The 17,126-nt window shown below is 68.1% G+C and carries 11 protein-coding genes; 2 read left to right on the top strand and 9 right to left on the bottom strand.

What is annotated here, in order from left to right:
• Window positions 1-40: 40 nt before the first annotated feature.
• From ftsB to CKCBHOJB_RS06755, 8 genes are all read right to left on the bottom strand, one after another.
• Window positions 41-313, bottom strand: a complete 273-nt coding sequence (ftsB, locus tag CKCBHOJB_RS06790; RefSeq protein WP_281051224.1) for a cell division protein FtsB — start codon at window positions 311-313, stop codon at window positions 41-43.
• A 76-nt stretch (window positions 314-389) separates the two neighbouring features.
• On the bottom strand, window positions 390-1,673 hold the full coding sequence (gene eno, locus CKCBHOJB_RS06785; RefSeq protein ID WP_281051223.1) for a phosphopyruvate hydratase: 1,284 nt from the start codon (window positions 1,671-1,673) through the stop codon (window positions 390-392).
• Between the two features lie 157 nt (window positions 1,674-1,830).
• The gene (gene kdsA, locus CKCBHOJB_RS06780; protein ID WP_281051222.1) at window positions 1,831-2,670 is read right to left on the bottom strand and encodes a 3-deoxy-8-phosphooctulonate synthase; all 840 of its coding nucleotides are present in this window, start codon (window positions 2,668-2,670) and stop codon (window positions 1,831-1,833) included.
• 11 nt (window positions 2,671-2,681) lie between these two features.
• Window positions 2,682-4,319, bottom strand: a complete 1,638-nt coding sequence (locus CKCBHOJB_RS06775) for a CTP synthase (RefSeq protein ID WP_281051221.1) — start codon at window positions 4,317-4,319, stop codon at window positions 2,682-2,684.
• A 103-nt stretch (window positions 4,320-4,422) separates the two neighbouring features.
• Complete coding sequence (locus CKCBHOJB_RS06770; protein WP_281051220.1) at window positions 4,423-9,240, bottom strand: NAD-glutamate dehydrogenase; 4,818 nt, start codon at window positions 9,238-9,240, stop codon at window positions 4,423-4,425.
• Between the two features lie 271 nt (window positions 9,241-9,511).
• Window positions 9,512-10,054 (bottom strand): hydrolase, encoded by a 543-nt coding sequence (locus tag CKCBHOJB_RS06765; protein WP_281051642.1) that lies wholly within the window; start codon window positions 10,052-10,054, stop codon window positions 9,512-9,514.
• 12 nt (window positions 10,055-10,066) lie between these two features.
• Complete coding sequence (locus CKCBHOJB_RS06760; protein ID WP_281051219.1) at window positions 10,067-12,043, bottom strand: acetoacetate--CoA ligase; 1,977 nt, start codon at window positions 12,041-12,043, stop codon at window positions 10,067-10,069.
• Between the two features lie 115 nt (window positions 12,044-12,158).
• Complete coding sequence (locus CKCBHOJB_RS06755; protein ID WP_281051218.1) at window positions 12,159-12,566, bottom strand: thioesterase family protein; 408 nt, start codon at window positions 12,564-12,566, stop codon at window positions 12,159-12,161.
• A gap of 159 nt (window positions 12,567-12,725) precedes the next feature.
• Here CKCBHOJB_RS06755 and CKCBHOJB_RS06750 point away from each other — a divergent pair, with 159 nt between their 5' ends.
• Window positions 12,726-14,363, top strand: coding sequence for an electron transfer flavoprotein-ubiquinone oxidoreductase (locus CKCBHOJB_RS06750; protein ID WP_281051217.1), 1,638 nt, complete (start codon window positions 12,726-12,728; stop codon window positions 14,361-14,363).
• A gap of 26 nt (window positions 14,364-14,389) precedes the next feature.
• Here CKCBHOJB_RS06750 and CKCBHOJB_RS06745 read toward each other — a convergent pair whose 3' ends face one another.
• On the bottom strand, window positions 14,390-14,959 hold the full coding sequence (locus CKCBHOJB_RS06745) for a GrpB family protein (RefSeq protein WP_281051216.1): 570 nt from the start codon (window positions 14,957-14,959) through the stop codon (window positions 14,390-14,392).
• 175 nt (window positions 14,960-15,134) lie between these two features.
• Between CKCBHOJB_RS06745 and CKCBHOJB_RS06740 the strand changes: the two genes are divergently transcribed.
• Window positions 15,135-17,123: a DNA topoisomerase IV subunit B gene (locus tag CKCBHOJB_RS06740; protein WP_281051215.1), complete on the top strand. Its 1,989-nt coding sequence runs from the start codon at window positions 15,135-15,137 to the stop codon at window positions 17,121-17,123.
• The last annotated feature ends 3 nt before the right edge of the window (window positions 17,124-17,126 follow it).

The raw sequence follows: 17,126 nt of genomic DNA, 5'->3' as shown, positions 1-17,126 counted from the left end.
TGCGCCGCGATGTTCGAGTGCAGGCGCCAGGCGCGTTGTTTCAGCGCTGCGGAATCTGCACGTAGATCTCGCCCGGCTTGATGAGACCGAGTTCGTAGCGCGCGCGCTCCTCGATCGCCTCGTTGCCCGACTTCAGGTCGCTGACCTCGGCCTCCAGGCTCGCATTGCGCTGCTCGAGGCGCAGGTTCTGCTCGCGCTGCGCCTGCAACTGGCGGTCGACCTCCCACACCCGCAGCCACCCGCCCTTGCCGAGCCAGAGCGGATACTGCAGCAGGACGACGAGTGCGATCAGGATCAGAATCGGCCAGCGCATCGGGCAGGAAGGATCTCGGCAGTTGGTGGCAGCAGCGGGCCGGCAGCGCTTCCGCCGACCCGATGCAGGACACGAATCAGCGCAGGTTGTAGAACGCGCGCTTGCCCGGGTAGAAGGCGGTATCGCCCAGATCTTCCTCGATGCGCAGCAGCTGGTTGTACTTCGAGATGCGGTCCGAGCGGCTCAGCGAGCCGGTCTTGATCTGCATCGCGCGCAGGCCGACGGCGATGTCGGCGATGGTCGAGTCGTCGGTTTCGCCCGAGCGGTGCGAGATCACCGCGGTGTAGCCGGCGAGCTTGGCCATCTCGACCGCGGCGAAGGTCTCGGTCAGCGTGCCGATCTGGTTGATCTTGATCAGGATCGAGTTGGCCACGCCCTGCTCGATGCCCTGCTGCAGGATCTTGGTGTTGGTGACGAAGAGGTCGTCGCCCACCAGCTGCACGCGCTTGCCCAGGCGCTCGGTCAGGATCTTCCAGCCGTCCCAGTCGCCCTCGGCCATCGCGTCCTCGATCGACACGATCGGGAACTTGTCGCACAGGGTCTCGAGGTAGTCGGTGAAGCCTTCGGCGCTCAGCGACAGGCCTTCGCCCTTCAGCTCGTAGCGGCCGTCCTTGTAGAACTCGGAGGCGGCGCAGTCGAGCGCCAGCAGCACGTCCTGGCCGGGCACGTAGCCGGCGGCGACGATGGCTTCCTGGATCAGGTTGAGCGCTTCCTCGGTGCCCGAGACGTTGGGGGCGAAGCCGCCTTCGTCGCCGACGGTGGTGGGGTAGCCCTTGGCGTCCACGATCTTCTTGAGGTGCTGGAAGATCTCGGCGCCGCAGCGCAGCGCCTCGCGGAAGCTGTCCATGCTCACCGGCATGATCATGCATTCCTGGATGTCGAGGCTGTTGTTGGCGTGCTCGCCGCCGTTGATGACGTTCATCATCGGCACCGGCATCACCATCGGGCTGGAACCGCCGAAGTAGCGGTACAGCGGCAGGCCGGCCTCTTCGGCGGCGGCCTTGGCCACCGCCATCGACACCGCCAGCATGGCGTTGGCGCCCAGGCGCGACTTGTTCTCGGTGCCGTCGAGCTCGATCAGGGTGCGGTCGATGAAGGCCTGCTCTTCGGCGTCGAGGCCGATGATCGCCTCGGCGATCTCGGTGTTCACGTTCTCGACCGCGCGCAGCACGCCCTTGCCGAGGAAGCGCGACTTGTCGCCGTCACGCAGCTCGATCGCCTCGCGCGAGCCGGTGGAGGCGCCCGAGGGCACCGCGGCGCGGCCCATCACGCCGGATTCCAGCAGCACGTCGGCTTCGACGGTGGGGTTGCCGCGGGAGTCGAGAATCTCGCGGGCGATCACATCAACGATTGCACTCATGTCTTGTCCTGTAGCAGTTGCGGGGGATTCGAATCGATCGGCGGGAGACGCGGACCGGCGGACTGCCCATGCTGCCGCACGCGCGCCGCCTCGTGAGCGACACCCGGCAATAGCATCTATCAGCGCACGCGATACCGGGCGTCGCCCGAATCTGTTCTCAAAGCGTGGTTTCGAGGAAACCCTGGCGCTTGACCAGGGTGTCGATGTCCTTGAGCGTGGTCAGCAGCGCCTTCATCTTCGGCAGCGGCCAGGCATTGGGACCGTCGGAGAGCGCCTTCGCCGGGTCCGGATGGGTCTCCATGAACAGACCCGCGACGCCCACCGCCACCGCGGCGCGCGCCAGCACCGGCACGAACTCGCGCTGGCCGCCCGAGGCCGTGCCCTGCCCGCCCGGCAGCTGCACCGAATGGGTGGCGTCGAACACCACCGGACAGCCGGTGTCGCGCATGATCGCCAGCGAGCGCATGTCGGAGACGAGGTTGTTGTAGCCGAAGGAGGCGCCGCGCTCGCACACCATGATGGTGTCGGCGCCGCCGTTGGCCTCGCGCGCCTTGTCGGCGACGTTCTTCATGTCGCCGGGGGCGAGGAACTGGCCCTTCTTGATGTTCACCGGCTTGCCGCTGGCCGCCACCGCGTGGATGAAGTCGGTCTGGCGGCACAGGAAGGCCGGGGTCTGCAGCACGTCGACCACGGATGCGACCAGCGGGATCTCCTCGATCGTGTGCACGTCGGTCAGCACCGGCAGGCCGAGCTGCTTCTTGACCGCCTCCAGCATCTTCAGGCCGGCGTCCATGCCGTGGCCGCGGAAGCTCTTGCCCGAGCTGCGGTTGGCCTTGTCGTACGAGGCCTTGAAGATGTAGGGGATGCCCAGCTCGGCGCAGATTTCCTTCATCTGCCCGGCGATGTCCAGGCACATCTGCTCGGACTCGGCCACGCAGGGGCCGGAGATCAGGAAGATCGGCTTGTCGAGGCCGACTTCGAATCCGCAGAGGTTCATGCTTCGCTCCTTCAGGCCGCGGCCTGCTTGTGCGCGATCGCCGCCTTCACGTAGGCGGTGAACAGCGGATGGCCCTTGCGCGGGTTGGAGGTGAACTCGGGGTGGAACTGGCAGCCGACGAACCAGGGATGGACCTCGGCGGGCAGCTCGACCATCTCGCACAGGTCGGTGACCGGCGCCCGCCCCGCGACCACCAGGCCCTTCTCCTCGAGCCTGGCGAGCAGGGTGTTGTTGACCTCGTAGCGATGGCGGTGACGCTCCATGATCTCCGGCGAACCGTAGATCGCGCGCGCCAGCGTGCCGTCCTTCAACTGGCAGACCTGGCCGCCGAGGCGCATGGTGCCGCCGAGATCGGACTCCTCGGTACGCTTCTCGATCTTGCCCGTGCGGTCCTTCCACTCGGTGATCAGGCCGATGACCGGGAATTTCGTGTCGCGCTCGAACTCGGTCGAGTGCGCGCCCTCCATGCCGGCCACGTCGCGGGCGAACTCGACCACCGCGAGCTGCATGCCGAGGCAGATGCCCAGGTAGGGCACCTTGTTCTCGCGCGCGTAGCGGATGGCGGCAATCTTGCCCTCGGTGCCGCGCTTGCCGAAGCCGCCCGGCACCAGGATCGCGTCCATGGCGTCGAGCACGCCGCAGCCGTCGCGCTCGATGTCCTCGGAGTCGATATAGTGGATCTTCACCTTCGACTCGGTGTGCATGCCGGCGTGGTTGAGCGCCTCGATCAGCGACTTGTACGACTCGGTGAGGTCGACGTACTTGCCGACGAAACCGATATCCACCGTCTGCTTCGGGTTCTCGAGCGCGTGGATCAGCTTGTCCCATACCGAGAGGTCGGCCGCGCGCGCGAGGATGTCGAGCTTGTGGCAGACGATCTGGTCGAGCATCTGGTCGTGCAGCTGGCCGGGGATCTTGTAGATCGAGTCGGCGTCCAGGCACTCGATGACCGCCTCGGGCATCACGTTGCAGAACAGCGCGATCTTGCGCCGCTCATCCTCGGGCACCGGGCGGTCTGCACGGCAGAGCAGGATGTCGGGCTGGATGCCGATCTCGCGCAGTTCCTTGACCGAGTGCTGGGTGGGCTTGGTCTTGAGCTCGCCGGCGGTCGGGATGTAGGGCAGCAGCGTGAGGTGGATGAAGCAGGTGCCGTGGCGGCCCTCCTCGAAGCCCATCTGGCGGATGGCCTCCAGGAAGGGCAGCGACTCGATGTCGCCCACCGTGCCGCCGACCTCGACGATCGCCACGTCGGCGCCCTCGGCGCCGCGCTTGACGTAGGCCTTGATCTCGTCGGTGATGTGCGGGATGACCTGCACGGTCTTGCCCAGGTACTCGCCGCGGCGCTCCTTCTTCAGCACCGACTCGTAGATCTGGCCGGTGGTGAAGTTGTTGCGCTTGCTCATCTTGGCGCTGGTGAAGCGCTCGTAATGGCCGAGGTCGAGGTCGGTTTCCGCACCGTCTTCGGTGACGAAGACTTCGCCGTGCTGGAACGGGCTCATGGTGCCCGGATCGACGTTGATGTACGGGTCCAGCTTGAGGTGCGTGACCTTGATGCCGCGGGACTCGAGGATCGCCCCCAGGGAGGCGGCCGCGATGCCTTTGCCCAGGGAGGACACGACACCGCCGGTAACGAAGACGTATTTGGTCATGGGAGATGTGCTGCGGGAAAGCGCGATGATAACCGAAGCACCCGGGCCACGTCAGCAGGCAGACCGGGCACGGGCCGCGCGGCGGCCCGTGCCCGGCGCGCGCTCACGCCATGCCGCGCAGCTCGCGCAGCAGCACCGACAGCATCGCCAGGTCGATGCTCTGCGCACCGTGGATCTCGGCGAGCAGATGCTGGTAGCGCTCGAGGGCGACGGCGGCACGGCTGCGCCAGGCCGCGAGCATGGCCTCGACTTCGCTGCCCTCCGGCGCCAGCCGGATCGCCTCGCCGGCGAGCGTGCGTGCGAGCGCCGACAGGTCGGTGCGCAGGGCGCCGCGGGCGAGGTTCTGCCAGCGCGTCTCCGCCGGCAGCGCCGAGATCTGCCGCCCCAGCCAGTGCAGGTCGAGCTCGCCGCCGAGGGCGAAATACACCCGCGCCACGGTCGCCTCGTCCCGCCCGCTTTCGGCCGCGACCTCGACCAGATCGAGCGCCGAATACAGCTCGTCGAGCGCCGCCACCCGACGCGCCAGCGCCTCGGGCACGCCCTGCTCCACACGGCGCGCGATCGATTCGTCCAGCTCGGCACGGTAGGCCGGTGCGACGTATGCGGTCAGGCGCTCGGCCAGCGCCGCCACCCCCGGCGAGAAGTGCGCCAGCGTCGCCTGCAGATCCGTCAGCCAGCGCCGCTGGCGCAGGAACCACAACGTGCCGCGCTGCACCAGCCGGCCCGACTCCATGATCAGCTCGGTCTGCAGCGTGTTGTCGATGCGGTTGTCGAGCGCCTCGATGTCCTGCCACAGCCCCACCAGGCCGAACACCTCGCGCGTCGCCATGTAGGCGCGCACCACGTCCGCCGGCGCGGCGCCGAGCTCGCCCTTGAGCCGGCTGACGAAGGTCGGGCCGACGCGATTGATCATGCTGTTGATGACGTGCGTGGAGATGATCTCGCGGCGCAGCGGGTGGGCCTGGATCTGCGTCGCGAAGCGCTGGCGCAGCGGCACCGGGAAGTAGCGCTCGAGCGCGGTGCGGATGTAGGGATCCTCCGGCACGTCGGAAGCGAGCACCTCGTCGTAGAGCTCGATCTTGCTGTAGGCCAGCAGCACCGCGAGCTCGGGGTTGGTCAGTCCGATCCGCGCCGTCCTGCGTTCGGCGACTTCCTCGTCGTTGGGGAGGTATTCGAGCTTGCGGTTGAGGCGGCCGGCGTGCGCCAGCCGGCGCATGAACTCGGCCTGCTCGTCGAGCAGGGCCACGCCGCGCGTGCGCGTCACCGACAGGATCTGGGTCTGCGCGTAGTTGTCGCGCAACACCAGCGCGGCGACTTCGTCGGTCATGTCGGCGAGCAGCTGGTTGCGCTGCTTCATGGTCAGCTCGCCTTCGGCCACCACGCCGCCGAGCAGGATCTTGATGTTGACCTCGTGGTCGGAGCAGTCCACGCCGCCGGAGTTGTCGATGGCGTCGGTGTTGACCCGCCCGCCCTTGAGCGCGAACTCGATGCGGCCGAGCTGGGTGGCGCCCAGATTGCCGCCCTCGCCCAGCACCTTGCAGCGCAGCTCGCCGCCATTGACCCGCACCGGGTCGTTGGCACGGTCGCCGACCGCGGCGTCGGTCTCGGATGCGGCCTTGATGTAGGTGCCGATGCCACCGTTGTAGAGGAGCTCGACCGGCGCGGCGAGGATGGCGCGAATCAGCTCGGTCGGGGTCAGGCGCTCGGCCTCGATGTCGAGCGCGGCGCGCACCTCGGGCGACAGGGCGATCGACTTGGCGCTGCGCGGCCACACGCCGCCGCCCGGCGAGATCAGGGACTTGTCGTAGTCGTCCCAGCTCGAGCGCGGCAGCGCGAAGATGCGCGCGCGCTCCTGCCACGAGCGCGCGGGGTCGGGATCGGGGTCGATGAAGACGTGGCGATGGTCGAAGGCCGCGATCAGCCGCGTCTGCCTCGACAGCAGCATGCCGTTGCCGAACACGTCGCCCGACATGTCGCCGATGCCCGCCGCGGTGAAGGGTTCCTGCTGGATGTCCTTGCCCATCTCGCGGAAGTGGCGCTTGACCGCCTCCCAGGCGCCGCGCGCGGTGATGGCCATCTTCTTGTGGTCGTAGCCCACCGAGCCGCCGGAGGCGAAGGCGTCGCCCAGCCAGAAGCCGTACTCGGCCGAGACCGCGTTGGCGTAGTCGGAAAAGCTCGCCGTGCCCTTGTCGGCCGCCACCACCAGGTAGGGGTCGTCCTCGTCGTGGCGCACCACGTCCGCGGGCGGCACCATCGCGCCCTGCACCAGGTTGTCGGTGAGGTCGAGCAGGCCGCGCAGGAAGTTGCGGTAGCAGGCGATGCCTTCGGCGAGCAGCGCCTCGCGTCCGCCCTCGGCGGGCGGGCACTTGACCACGAAGCCGCCCTTGGAGCCCACCGGGACGATGACCGCGTTCTTGACGATCTGCGCCTTCACCAGGCCGAGGATCTCGGTGCGGAAGTCCTCCATGCGGTCCGACCAGCGCAGCCCGCCGCGCGCGACCTTGCCGCCGCGCAGGTGCACGCCCTCGAGCCGCGGCGAATACACGAAGATCTCGAACATCGGCAAGGGCTGCGGCAGATTGGGGATCTTCGCCGGCAGGAACTTGAACGAGGTGTAGGCCTTGGGCGCGCCGTCGCTGCCGCGCTGGAACCAGTTGGTGCGCAGCGTGGCCAGGACCATCGCCAGGAACTGGCGCAGGATGCGGTCCTCGTCGAGGTTGGCGACGTTGTTCAGATCGGCCTCGATGCCCGCCACCAGCGCCGCGCACTGCGCCTCGCGATCACCCGCCAGCGCGGGGTCGAAGCGGGTGCGGAAGAGCTCGAACAGCGCGCGCGCGAGCTTCGGGTAGGCCGCCAGCGTCTGCTCCATGTAGGCCAGGCTGAAGGTGAAGGCGGCCTGGCGCATGTAGCGGGCGTAGGTGCGCAGCACGCTGACCTCGCGCCACGACAGCCCGGCGAGCAACACCAGACGGTTGAAGTCGTCGTTCTCGACCTCGCCGCGCCATGCACGCAGGAAGGCGTCCTGGAACAGCGGGCGCACGTCGTGGATGTTCAGGTTCTCCGCCCCCGCGAAGTGCAGGCCGAAGTCGTGCATCCACACCGTGCGCCCGTCCTGGCGCTGGATGTCGGAGGGACGCTCGTCCATGACCCTGACGCCCATCTTCTCCAGCATCGGCAGGCTCTGCGACAGCGGCACCGGCGCATCCAGCCGGTACAGGCGCAGGTTCAGGCGCCCGGCCGGCGCCTCGAGCGGCACATAGAGGTTGAGCCCGAGCGCCTCGCCGTCGGCCAGCGCCTCCATCTGCTCGATGTCGAACACCGCCATGCGCGGCGAGTAGTCCTCGCGATAGCCCGCCGGGAAGCCGCCGCCATAGCGCCGCATCAGCGCCAGGCCGCGCTCCTCGCCGCACTGCTCGACCAGCGCCTGCTGGAGCTCGTCCTCCCAGCGCCGCGCGGCGCGGATCAGGCGCTGCTCGAGCTCGCGCACGTCGAAGGGCGGGATCGTCGAGTCGGTGGTGCGCACCGTGATCAGGATGCGGGCGAGCGCGGAATCCGAGAACTGCACGTCGAACTCGGACGCGCTGCCGTTGAAGGCGTCCATCAGCACCGCCTGCATGCGCTTGCGCTGGTCGGTGTTGTAGTGCTCGCGCGGCACATAGACGAGGCAGGAGACGAAGCGCGCAAAGGGGTCGCAGCGCACGAACAGCCGCGTGCGCAGGCGCTCGCCCAGGCGCAGGATGCCCATCGCGTGGGCGAAAAGCTCGTCGCTGCCGATCTGGAACAGCTCGTCGCGCGGATAGCGCTCGATGATGGTCTGCAGCGTCTTCGCCGCATGGCCGCCCGGCGGCAGGCCCGCGCGCTCGATCACCGCCGCGACCTTGCGCCGCAGCAACGGGATCTGCGCCGGCGTGGTGCCGTAGGCGGTCGACGCGAGCAGCCCGATCACCCGGCGCTCGCCGCACACCAGACCGTCGGCGTCGTACACCTTGACGCCGAGGAAATCGAGGTAGGCGGGCCGATGCACCGTCGACCGCGTGTTGGACTTGGTGATCGTCAGCACGCCCGGCATGTGCGCCTGCGCCTTGAGCTGGGGCGGCAGCGCGGCGAACGAACGCGACTGCCCGTCCTCGCCCTCGCCGCGCAGCAGGCCCAGCCCGGAGCCGGGGACGATGCGCAGCTCGTTGCCCTCCTCGCTGCTGACGAGCTCGTAGTCGCGGCAGCCGAGCAGCACGAAGTTGTCCGCCGCGAGCCATTCGAGGAAGGCGCGCGCCTCGGCGCGCTCCCCGGCATCGACCGTGGCCGGGATGGTGTCGACGCCGGCGATGACTTCCTGGAGCCGCTCGCGCATCCGCGGCCAGTCGGTGACCGCCGCGCGCACGTCGGCGAGCACGTGCTCCAGCCCCTCGCGCAGGGCCTTGAGGTCCGCCGGATCGGTGCGGCGGTCGACCTCGAGGTGCATCACAGATTCCGGCGCCGCCTCACTGTCGCCACGTTCGGCCAGGCGCTGCAATCGCCCGTCTTCGTCGCGCACGACACGCAGCACCGGGTGGATGATCAGGTGCAGCGTCAGCCCCTGGCGGTTGATCTCCATTGTCACCGAGTCGACCAGGAAGGGCATGTCGTCGCCGACGATCTCGATCACCGTGTGCGCCGACTCCCAGCCATGCTCGTCGAGCCGCGGATTGAACACGCGCACGACGCTGCCCGCGCTGCGGCGGGTGATGAAATGCCACTGGCTGAGCACGGCGCCGTAGAGATCGGACACCGACAGGGCCTCGAGGTCCTCCGGATCGACCTGGGCGAAGAATCTCGCCGCGAACGTACCGACCGCCTGCGCCTGTTCGGCCGGCAGACGCGCACCGATCTGCTCCACGACCGCGTCCACGTTCGCGGCCAACCGGCTCTTCTCCCTTTGTTCCATCACTCGCCCCCCTGTCGATGATCAGGACATGGCAAGGCGCACGGCAGGGCTCCGGCAATCGAGGTAACGGAGGTGCGTATCGCGTCGCCGTTCAAGAAGGCGACAGGCTAGGCGATGCCCAACGACCGGGATAGGCGAGTTTTCCCTATGTCGGCGGCGGGTACGAGCGGGCCGCGAGGGTATCGGCACCCGCGGCCCGCTCGCGCGGCACAGGGAACGGACTCGTGCGGGAGCTGGACACCTTGCGTCCGGCTCCCGCCGAAGGCCGCGACTATCGGATGTAGTCGCGGTTGACCTCGCGGAACAGCTCGGTACCGCCGCGCTGCAGCCACTCGAAGGCGACCATCTCGCGCGACACGATCTCGATGCCGTGGCTGCGCATGCGCGCGAAGGCGAGGTCGCGGTTGGCGGGATCGCGCGAGCCCGAGGCCTCGGCGACGATGAACACCTCCTTGCCCGCCCAGCGCAGGTCGAGCGCGGTCTGCTGCACGCAGACGTGGGCCTCGGTGCCGCACACGATCACCTGGCGGCGCGCGTCCACCGCAGTGTCGGCGAGGCAACCGTCGGCCTGGGCCGAGAAGCACTGCTTGCTCACGTACTGCGCATTGGCGGTCACCGCCCGCACCGAATCCAGCGTGCCGCCGATCTTCTCGGGGAAGTGCTCGGTGACGACCACCGGCACGCCGATGCGCTCGGCCACCTGTGCCAGCCACACGCAGTTGGCGGCCACCTTATCGCCGTCGTGTATCGAGGGCGCCAGGCGCGCCTGCACGTCCACGATCAGCAGCACGGATTTGTCACGGTTCATCAGCATGCTCATCGTCCCTCACTCCACCAGTTCGGCGCGGTCGCGGAAGTGCGCCAGCGCCTCGGGGTTGGCCAGCGCCTCCTGATTCTTCACCGGGCGGCCGTGCACCACGTTCCTCACCGCCAGTTCGACGATCTTGCCGCTCTTGGTGCGCGGGATGTCGGCCACCTGCAGCACCTTGGCCGGCACGTGGCGCGGCGTGGTGTTGTCGCGGATCGTCTGGCGGATGCGTTTCGTGAGGTCGTCGTCCAGCGTCAGCCCTTCGCGCAGCTTCACGAACAGCACCACGCGCACATCGTTGGGGTTTTGCGGCGGCCAGTCCTGGCCAATCACCAGCGATTCGACGACCTCGTGCAGCTTCTCGACCTGGCGGTAGATCTCGGCGGTGCCGATGCGCACCCCGCCCGGGTTGAGCGTGGCATCCGACCTGCCATAGATGACAAGTCCGCCGTGCGCCGTGATCTCGCAGAAGTCGCCGTGGCACCAGACGTTGTCGAAGCGCTCGAAGTAGGCGGCGCGATACTTGCTGCCATCGTCGTCGCCCCAGAAGCCGATCGGCATCACCGGGAAGGGCTTGCTGCACACCAACTCGCCCTTCTCGCCGCGCACCGGGCGGCCGTCGTCGTCCCACACGTCCACCGCCATCCCCAGGCCGCGGCACTGGATCTCGCCGCGCCACACCGGCAGCACCGGGGAGCCGAGCACGAAGCAGGAGATGATGTCGGTACCGCCCGAGATGGACGAGAGCTGCAGATCGGCCTTGATGTCGCGATAGACGTAGTCGAAACCTTCGGCCACCAGCGGGCTGCCGGTGCTCATCATCGCGCGCACCGTATCGAGCCTGTGGGTCTCGCGCGGCTTCAGTCCAAACTTCGCCGCGGCGTCGAGGAACTTGGCCGAGGTACCGAAGTGCGTCATGTGCTCGGCGTCGGCGTAGTCGAACAGGATCTGGTTGTCGCCGGCAAAGGGCGAGCCGTCGTAGAGCAGCAGCGTGGCCTCGGCGGCGAGCGCGGAGACCAGCCAGTTCCACATCATCCAGCCGCAGGTGGTGAAGTAGAACACGCGGTCGGCGGGCTTCACGTCGCCGTGCAGCTTGTGTTCCTTGAGGTGCTGCAACAGCGCGCCGCCGGCGCAATGCACGATGCACTTGGGCACGCCCGTCGTGCCCGAGGAATACATGATGTACAGCGGGTGATCGAAGGGCAGCTCGGCGAACTCGATGTCGTCGACGAAGTGGTAAGGCGCGATGAAGTCGGCGTACATGCGCGCATGCGGCACGTGCGACAGGTCGTGGTCGTGATGCACGTAGGGCACGACGACCACGCGTTTCACCGAAGGCAACTGGCCGACGATCTCGCCGAGCTTGCCGAGCACGTCGACCGTCTTGCCGGCGTAGTAATAGCCGTCGCAGGCGATCAGCACCTTGGGCTCGGTCTGGCCGAAGCGGTCGAGCACGCCCTGCACGCCGAAGTCCGGCGAGGCCGAGGTGAAGATCGCGCCGATACTCGCCGCCGCCAGCATGGCGATCACCGTCTCGGGCATGTTGGGCATGTAGGCGGCGACGCGGTCGCCCTTCTCCACGCCCATCTCGCGCAGCGCGGCGACGAAATGCGCCACCGCGCGGTACAGCTCGCCGTGGCTCATGCGGTTCATCACATGGTCTTCGCCCCAGAACACGATCGCGTCGTGCGCGTCGCGCGAGCGCAGCAGGTTGCGGGCGAAGTTGAGCTTTGCGTCGGGGAACCACTGCGCGCCGGGCATCTTGTCGCCATCGACCAGCACGCGCTCGCCGCGGTGGCCGACGACCCCGCCCTCCTCCCAGACACTGACCCAGAACTGCTCCGGGTGCGCGACCGACCAGTCGTACAGCGCGTCGTAGTCGGGCAGGCTCACGCCCCAGCGCTTCTCCGCCGCCAGGCGGAAGGCGGTGACGTTGGCCGAGGCGATGCGCTCGGCGGATGGCGCCCAAAGGGGCTTGTCTTCATGCAGATTCATGATGTCTCCTCACCATCAATCGGAACTTCGGATTGTCCTGCGGGCCGTGCGCCGCCTGCGGGTCCCCGGTGTCTCCCGGTGCAGACCTCGTCGCGGGCCCGCCAAGGGCGCGGGCTCAGTCGAACAGCGCGCGCACCACCTCGGGAATCGGCGACGACTTGCCGGTGCGCATGTCCATCCACACCGTCTTCGCAGATCCCTCGCAATAGACGCGATCCTCGCCCTCGACGAGCAGTTCGTACCAGGTCATCACGCTCGAACGCCCGGGCTCGCCGGCGTACATCTTGATGACGACCGTCGCAGGATAATTCACCGGCGCGAAGAAGGTGCACGCGGCATTGATGATGACCGGGCCGACCGGCTCCTCCGGACTGACCCGGCAGCCCATCTGCTCGAGCCACTCGACGCGTGCCTGCTCGAAGTAGCGGAAATACACCGTATTGTTCACATGGCCGTAGGCGTCCATGTCGCCCCAGCGCACCGGCATGCGCGTGGTGTAGATCAGCCTGGCGTTCTCGTTCATCCTGCGATCTCCTCTTTGTGTTTTGTGAGCAAGCTAATGTAACATACGGCCCCGTATGTTGTGCAGCACCCGGCCAAGCCCGCGACAGGTGCGCCGGGCCCGTGCGAGCTTATAGACTGGCGGCATCGACGTGCCCCGGGAAGGGAACAGGAGAACAGGATGGAACGCGAATCGATGGAATTCGATGTGCTGATCGTCGGTGGCGGCCCGGCCGGGCTGGGCGCCGCGATCCGCTTGAAGCAACTGGCCGCGGCCAAGGGTCAGGAGATCTCGGTGTGCCTGATCGAGAAGGCCGCCGAGATCGGCGCCCACATCCTGTCGGGCGCCGTCATCGATCCGCGACCGCTCGACGAGCTGATCCCCGACTGGAAGGACAAGGGCGCCCCGATCACCACCGCGGTCACCGAGGACCAGGTCGTCTTCCTCACCACGAAGGGCTCGTTCCGCAATCCACCCGCGCTCACCCCCGACTGCTTCGACAACCACGGCAACTACATCGTCCGCCTGGGCAACGTCGTGAAGTGGCTGGGCGAGCAGGCCGAAGCCGCCGGCGTCGAGGTCTATCCGGGCTTCGCCGGCGCCGAGATCCTCTATGACGAGGCCGGCGCGGTGAAGGGCGTGGCCACCGGCGACATGGGTCTGAACCGCGACGGCACCCCCGGCCCGCACCACCAGCCGGGCATGGAACTGCACGCCAAGTACACGCTGTTCGCCGAAGGCTGCCGCGGCCATCTGGGCAAGCAGCTCGAGGCCCGGTTCAATCTGCGCGACGGCGTCGATCCGCAGACCTACGGCATCGGCATCAAGGAGCTGTGGGAGGTCAAGCCCGAGATGCATCGCCCCGGCCTGGTCGTGCACACCGCCGGCTGGCCGATGGACAACCGCACCTATGGCGGCGGCTTCATCTACCACCTCGAGGACAACCTGGTCGCGCTCGGCTTCGTGGTCGGCCTCAACTACGAGAACCCGCACCTGTCCCCCTTCGACGAGATGCAGCGCTGGAAGACCCACGCCGAGGTGCGCAAGCACATCGAAGGCGGCAAGCGCCTGGCCTACGGTGCGCGCGCCATCGCCACCGGCAACATCCAGAGCCTGCCGCGGCTGATCTTCCCGGGCGGCGCCCTGATCGGCGACGACGCCGGCTTCCTCAACGCCGCGCGCATCAAGGGCACGCACACCGCGATCAAGTCGGGCATGCTCGCCGCCGAGGCCGCCTTCGAGGCGCTCGCCCACGAACGCCAGCGCGACGCACTCACCGCCTACCCGGCCGCCTTCCGCGACTCGTGGCTGTACGCCGAGCTCCACAAGTACCGCAACTTCAAGCCGCTGATGAAGAAGGGCCTGATCCTCGGCTCGCTGCTGTTCGGCATGGACCAGATGCTGTTCCGCGGCAAGGCACCGTGGACGCTGCACAACAGCGCCGACCACGACAAGCTCAAGCCGGCGTCCGAGTGCCCGAAGATCGACTATCCGAAGCCGGACGGCGTGCTGACCTTCGATCGCCTGTCCTCGGTGTTCCTGTCCAACACCAACCACGAGGAAGAGCAGCCCTGCCACCTGCAGCTCAAGGACGCCTCGGTGCCGATCGCGATCAACCTCGCGAAGTACGATGCCCCCGAGCAGCGCTACTGCCCGGCCGGGGTGTACGAGATCGTGCACGAAGAGGCCGGTCCGCGCCTGCAGATCAACGCGCAGAACTGCGTGCACTGCAAGACCTGCGACATCAAGGACCCGACCCAGAACATCAACTGGGTGGTGCCGCAGGGCGGCGAAGGGCCGATCTACCAGGGCATGTAAGTCGCCCGCGGGCAGACTGGCGAGGGCTATCGCGGCTTCCGCCGCGCCGCCCGCATCGCCTCGCGTACGAAGCGCGTCTTGGCCTTCGCGTAGGCCACGCGGTCGTCGGGGTGCTCGGCAGCGATCCGCTGCTTGAGTTCGCCGTACGCCCGCGCGGCCTCGGGATGGGCGCGCAGGTAGTCGCGGAACAGCAGGCGCTCCCACTCCGACGAGCCCGCCTGCAGGAAATGGATGTGGTGCGTGCGCCGCCCCGCCGCATCGCGGCGGATGAACCAAGCGTAGTCCATGCCCGGCAGCCCATGCTCCGGAGCCCGCCAGAAGAACTCGTAGCCCTCGGCCTGCAGCAAGGGCGCGATGCGCCGGGCCACGTCCTCCATCGAGCGCACCTCGACCAGCATGTCGATGATCGGCTTCGCCGCCAGTCCGGGCACCGCGGTGCTGCCGAAATGCTCGATGCGGCCAATCAGCTCCGCCGGCAGCAGCGCGCGCAGATGCACCACTTCCGCGGCGAACAGCGCCGGCCAGGCCGGATCGTAGGGCACGATCTCGACCCGCTCGTGCAGCGCGCGTTCGACATGGCGTGGGGCGGGCGTCATGGGCGCAACTATAGCCCTTCGGACACGTCATCCACCCGACACCCGCGTCTGGCGTGCCCATCCGGCGGGCCCGCGGCGTCTCGCGCCCCGCGGCCCCTGGCCGACAACTGAACATACATACAGCGCACAGCTCTGCTATCCTTGCGCCCTTCTTGATTCCCGACGGGCCCGCAGCATGGCTGGCAAGCAAGACACCCCAAAGCAGTACGACGAGTCCTCCTTCCGCGTCCTCAAGGGACTCGAGCCGGTGCGCGAGCGCCCCGGCATGTACACCCGCACCGACAGCCCGGCGCACATCATCCAGGAAGTGATCGACAACGCCGCCGACGAGGCGCTCGGCGGCTTTGCGAAGAAGATCCACGTCACCCTGCATGTCGACGGCTCGGTCACCGTGGCCGACGACGGCCGCGGCATCCCGGTCGGCCTGCATCCCGAGGAAGGCGTGCCGGTGGTGGTGCTGGCCTACACCCGCCTGCACGCCGGCGGCAAGTTCGACAAGCGCGAGGGCAACTCGGCCTATGCCTTCTCGGGCGGTCTGCACGGCGTCGGCGTGTCGGTGACCAACGCGCTGTCGACCCGCATCGAGGTCGAGGTCAAGCGCGACGGCAAGGTGCACCGCATCGACTTCGCCGACGGCGGCGAGACGATCAGCCCGGTGCGCATCGAAGGCGACTGCGGGCGCCAGACCGGCACCCGGGTGCGGGTGTGGCCGGACGGCAAGTACTTCGAATCGCCGCGCGTGCCGATGAACGAGCTCGAGCGCCTGCTGCGCTCGAAGGCCGTGCTGCTGTCGGGCGTGGCGGTGCGGCTCGACATCGAACAGGCCAGCGGCCCGGCGCTGAGCAAGACCTGGTCCTACCCCGAGGGTCTGGCCGGCTACCTCAAGGAGCTCGCCGGCGACGTCGAGGCGGTGGCGCCGATCTTCACCGCCGAGAAGTATGCCGGCAAGGACGATGCGACCTTCGCTGCGGGCGAAGGCGCCGCCTGGGCGCTGGCCTGGTTCGAGTCGGCGGTGCCGAGCGAGTCCTACGTCAACCTGATCCCCACGGTGAATGGCGGCACCCACGAATCCGGCCTGCGCGCCGGCGTGTTCGAGGCCATGAAGTCCTTCATCGACCATCACACCCTGCTGCCGCGCGGCGTCAAGCTGCAGCAGGAGGACGTGTGCGGGCGGATGAGCTTCGTGCTCTCGGCGCGCCTGCTCGATCCGCAGTTCCAGGGCCAGGTGAAGGAAAAGCTCAACTCGCGCGAGGCGGTGAAGCTGGTGTCCTCGCAACTGCGCGACCCCTTCGAGATCTGGCTCAACAACCACGTCGAGGCCGGCAAGGCCATCGCCGAGCTGTCGATCAAGCAGGCACTCGCGCGCCAGAAGAGCGCGCAGAAGGTCGAGAAGAAGAAGACCTCGGGCGTCGCCGTGCTGCCCGGCAAGCTGTCGGACTGCGAGTCCGAGGACATCGCCGACAACGAACTCTTCCTGGTCGAGGGCGACTCCGCCGGCGGCTCGGCCAAGATGGCGCGCAACAAGGAAACCCAGGCTATCCTGCCGCTGCGCGGCAAGGTGCAGAACGCCTGGGAGATCGACCCCGACCGCCTGTTCGCCAACGCCGAAATCCACGACATCGCGGTGGCGCTCGGCGTGGATGCGCACAAGGCCGACAGCGACGTGGACCTCTCCGGCCTGCGCTACGGCAAGGTCGTCATCATGTCCGACGCCGACGTGGACGGCGCCCACATCCAGACCCTGCTGCTGACCCTGTTCTTCCGCCACTTCCCCAAGCTGATCGAGCGCGGCCACGTGTATGTGGCACAGCCGCCGCTGTACCGCGTGGACGTGCCGGCGCAAGGCAAGAAGCGCCCACCGCGCCGCCTGTACGCGCTCGACGAGGGCGAGCTCGCCGCGATCCGCGAACGCCTGGAGAAGGAAGGCTTCAAGCCCGACGCGATCGAGATCGGCCGCTTCAAGGGCCTGGGCGAGATGAACCCCGACCAGCTGCGCGAGACCACCATGGACCCCGCCACCCGCCGCGTGCTGCCGGTCAAGGTGCGCAGCGGCGCGCTCGAGGACACGCTGAAGATGTTCACGCTGCTGATGGGCAAGGGCGAGGCCTCCGGCCGACGCGCGTGGATGGAAGAAAAGGGCGACAGCGTCGAAGCCGACGTCTGAGAT

This window comes from Thauera sp. GDN1 (assembly GCF_029223545.1).
Taxonomy (GTDB): Bacteria; Pseudomonadota; Gammaproteobacteria; order Burkholderiales; family Rhodocyclaceae; genus Thauera.
The sequence above is the reverse complement of the archived record's forward strand: the minus strand, read 5'-3'. Positions and strand labels throughout refer to the sequence as shown.

Excerpts from the sequence above, each read along its gene's own strand:
- ftsB (WP_281051224.1), bottom strand. The coding sequence starts at position 313 with ATGCGCTGGCCGATTCTGATCCTGATCGCACTCGTCGTCCTGCTGCAG.
- eno (WP_281051223.1), bottom strand. The coding sequence starts at position 1,673 with ATGAGTGCAATCGTTGATGTGATCGCCCGCGAGATTCTCGACTCCCGC.
- kdsA (WP_281051222.1), bottom strand. The coding sequence starts at position 2,670 with ATGAACCTCTGCGGATTCGAAGTCGGCCTCGACAAGCCGATCTTCCTG.
- CKCBHOJB_RS06775 (WP_281051221.1), bottom strand. The coding sequence starts at position 4,319 with ATGACCAAATACGTCTTCGTTACCGGCGGTGTCGTGTCCTCCCTGGGC.
- CKCBHOJB_RS06770 (WP_281051220.1), bottom strand. The coding sequence starts at position 9,240 with ATGGAACAAAGGGAGAAGAGCCGGTTGGCCGCGAACGTGGACGCGGTC.
- CKCBHOJB_RS06765 (WP_281051642.1), bottom strand. The coding sequence starts at position 10,054 with ATGCTGATGAACCGTGACAAATCCGTGCTGCTGATCGTGGACGTGCAG.
- CKCBHOJB_RS06760 (WP_281051219.1), bottom strand. The coding sequence starts at position 12,043 with ATGAATCTGCATGAAGACAAGCCCCTTTGGGCGCCATCCGCCGAGCGC.
- CKCBHOJB_RS06755 (WP_281051218.1), bottom strand. The coding sequence starts at position 12,566 with ATGAACGAGAACGCCAGGCTGATCTACACCACGCGCATGCCGGTGCGC.
- CKCBHOJB_RS06750 (WP_281051217.1), top strand. The coding sequence starts at position 12,726 with ATGGAACGCGAATCGATGGAATTCGATGTGCTGATCGTCGGTGGCGGC.
- CKCBHOJB_RS06745 (WP_281051216.1), bottom strand. The coding sequence starts at position 14,959 with ATGACGCCCGCCCCACGCCATGTCGAACGCGCGCTGCACGAGCGGGTC.
- CKCBHOJB_RS06740 (WP_281051215.1), top strand. The coding sequence starts at position 15,135 with ATGGCTGGCAAGCAAGACACCCCAAAGCAGTACGACGAGTCCTCCTTC.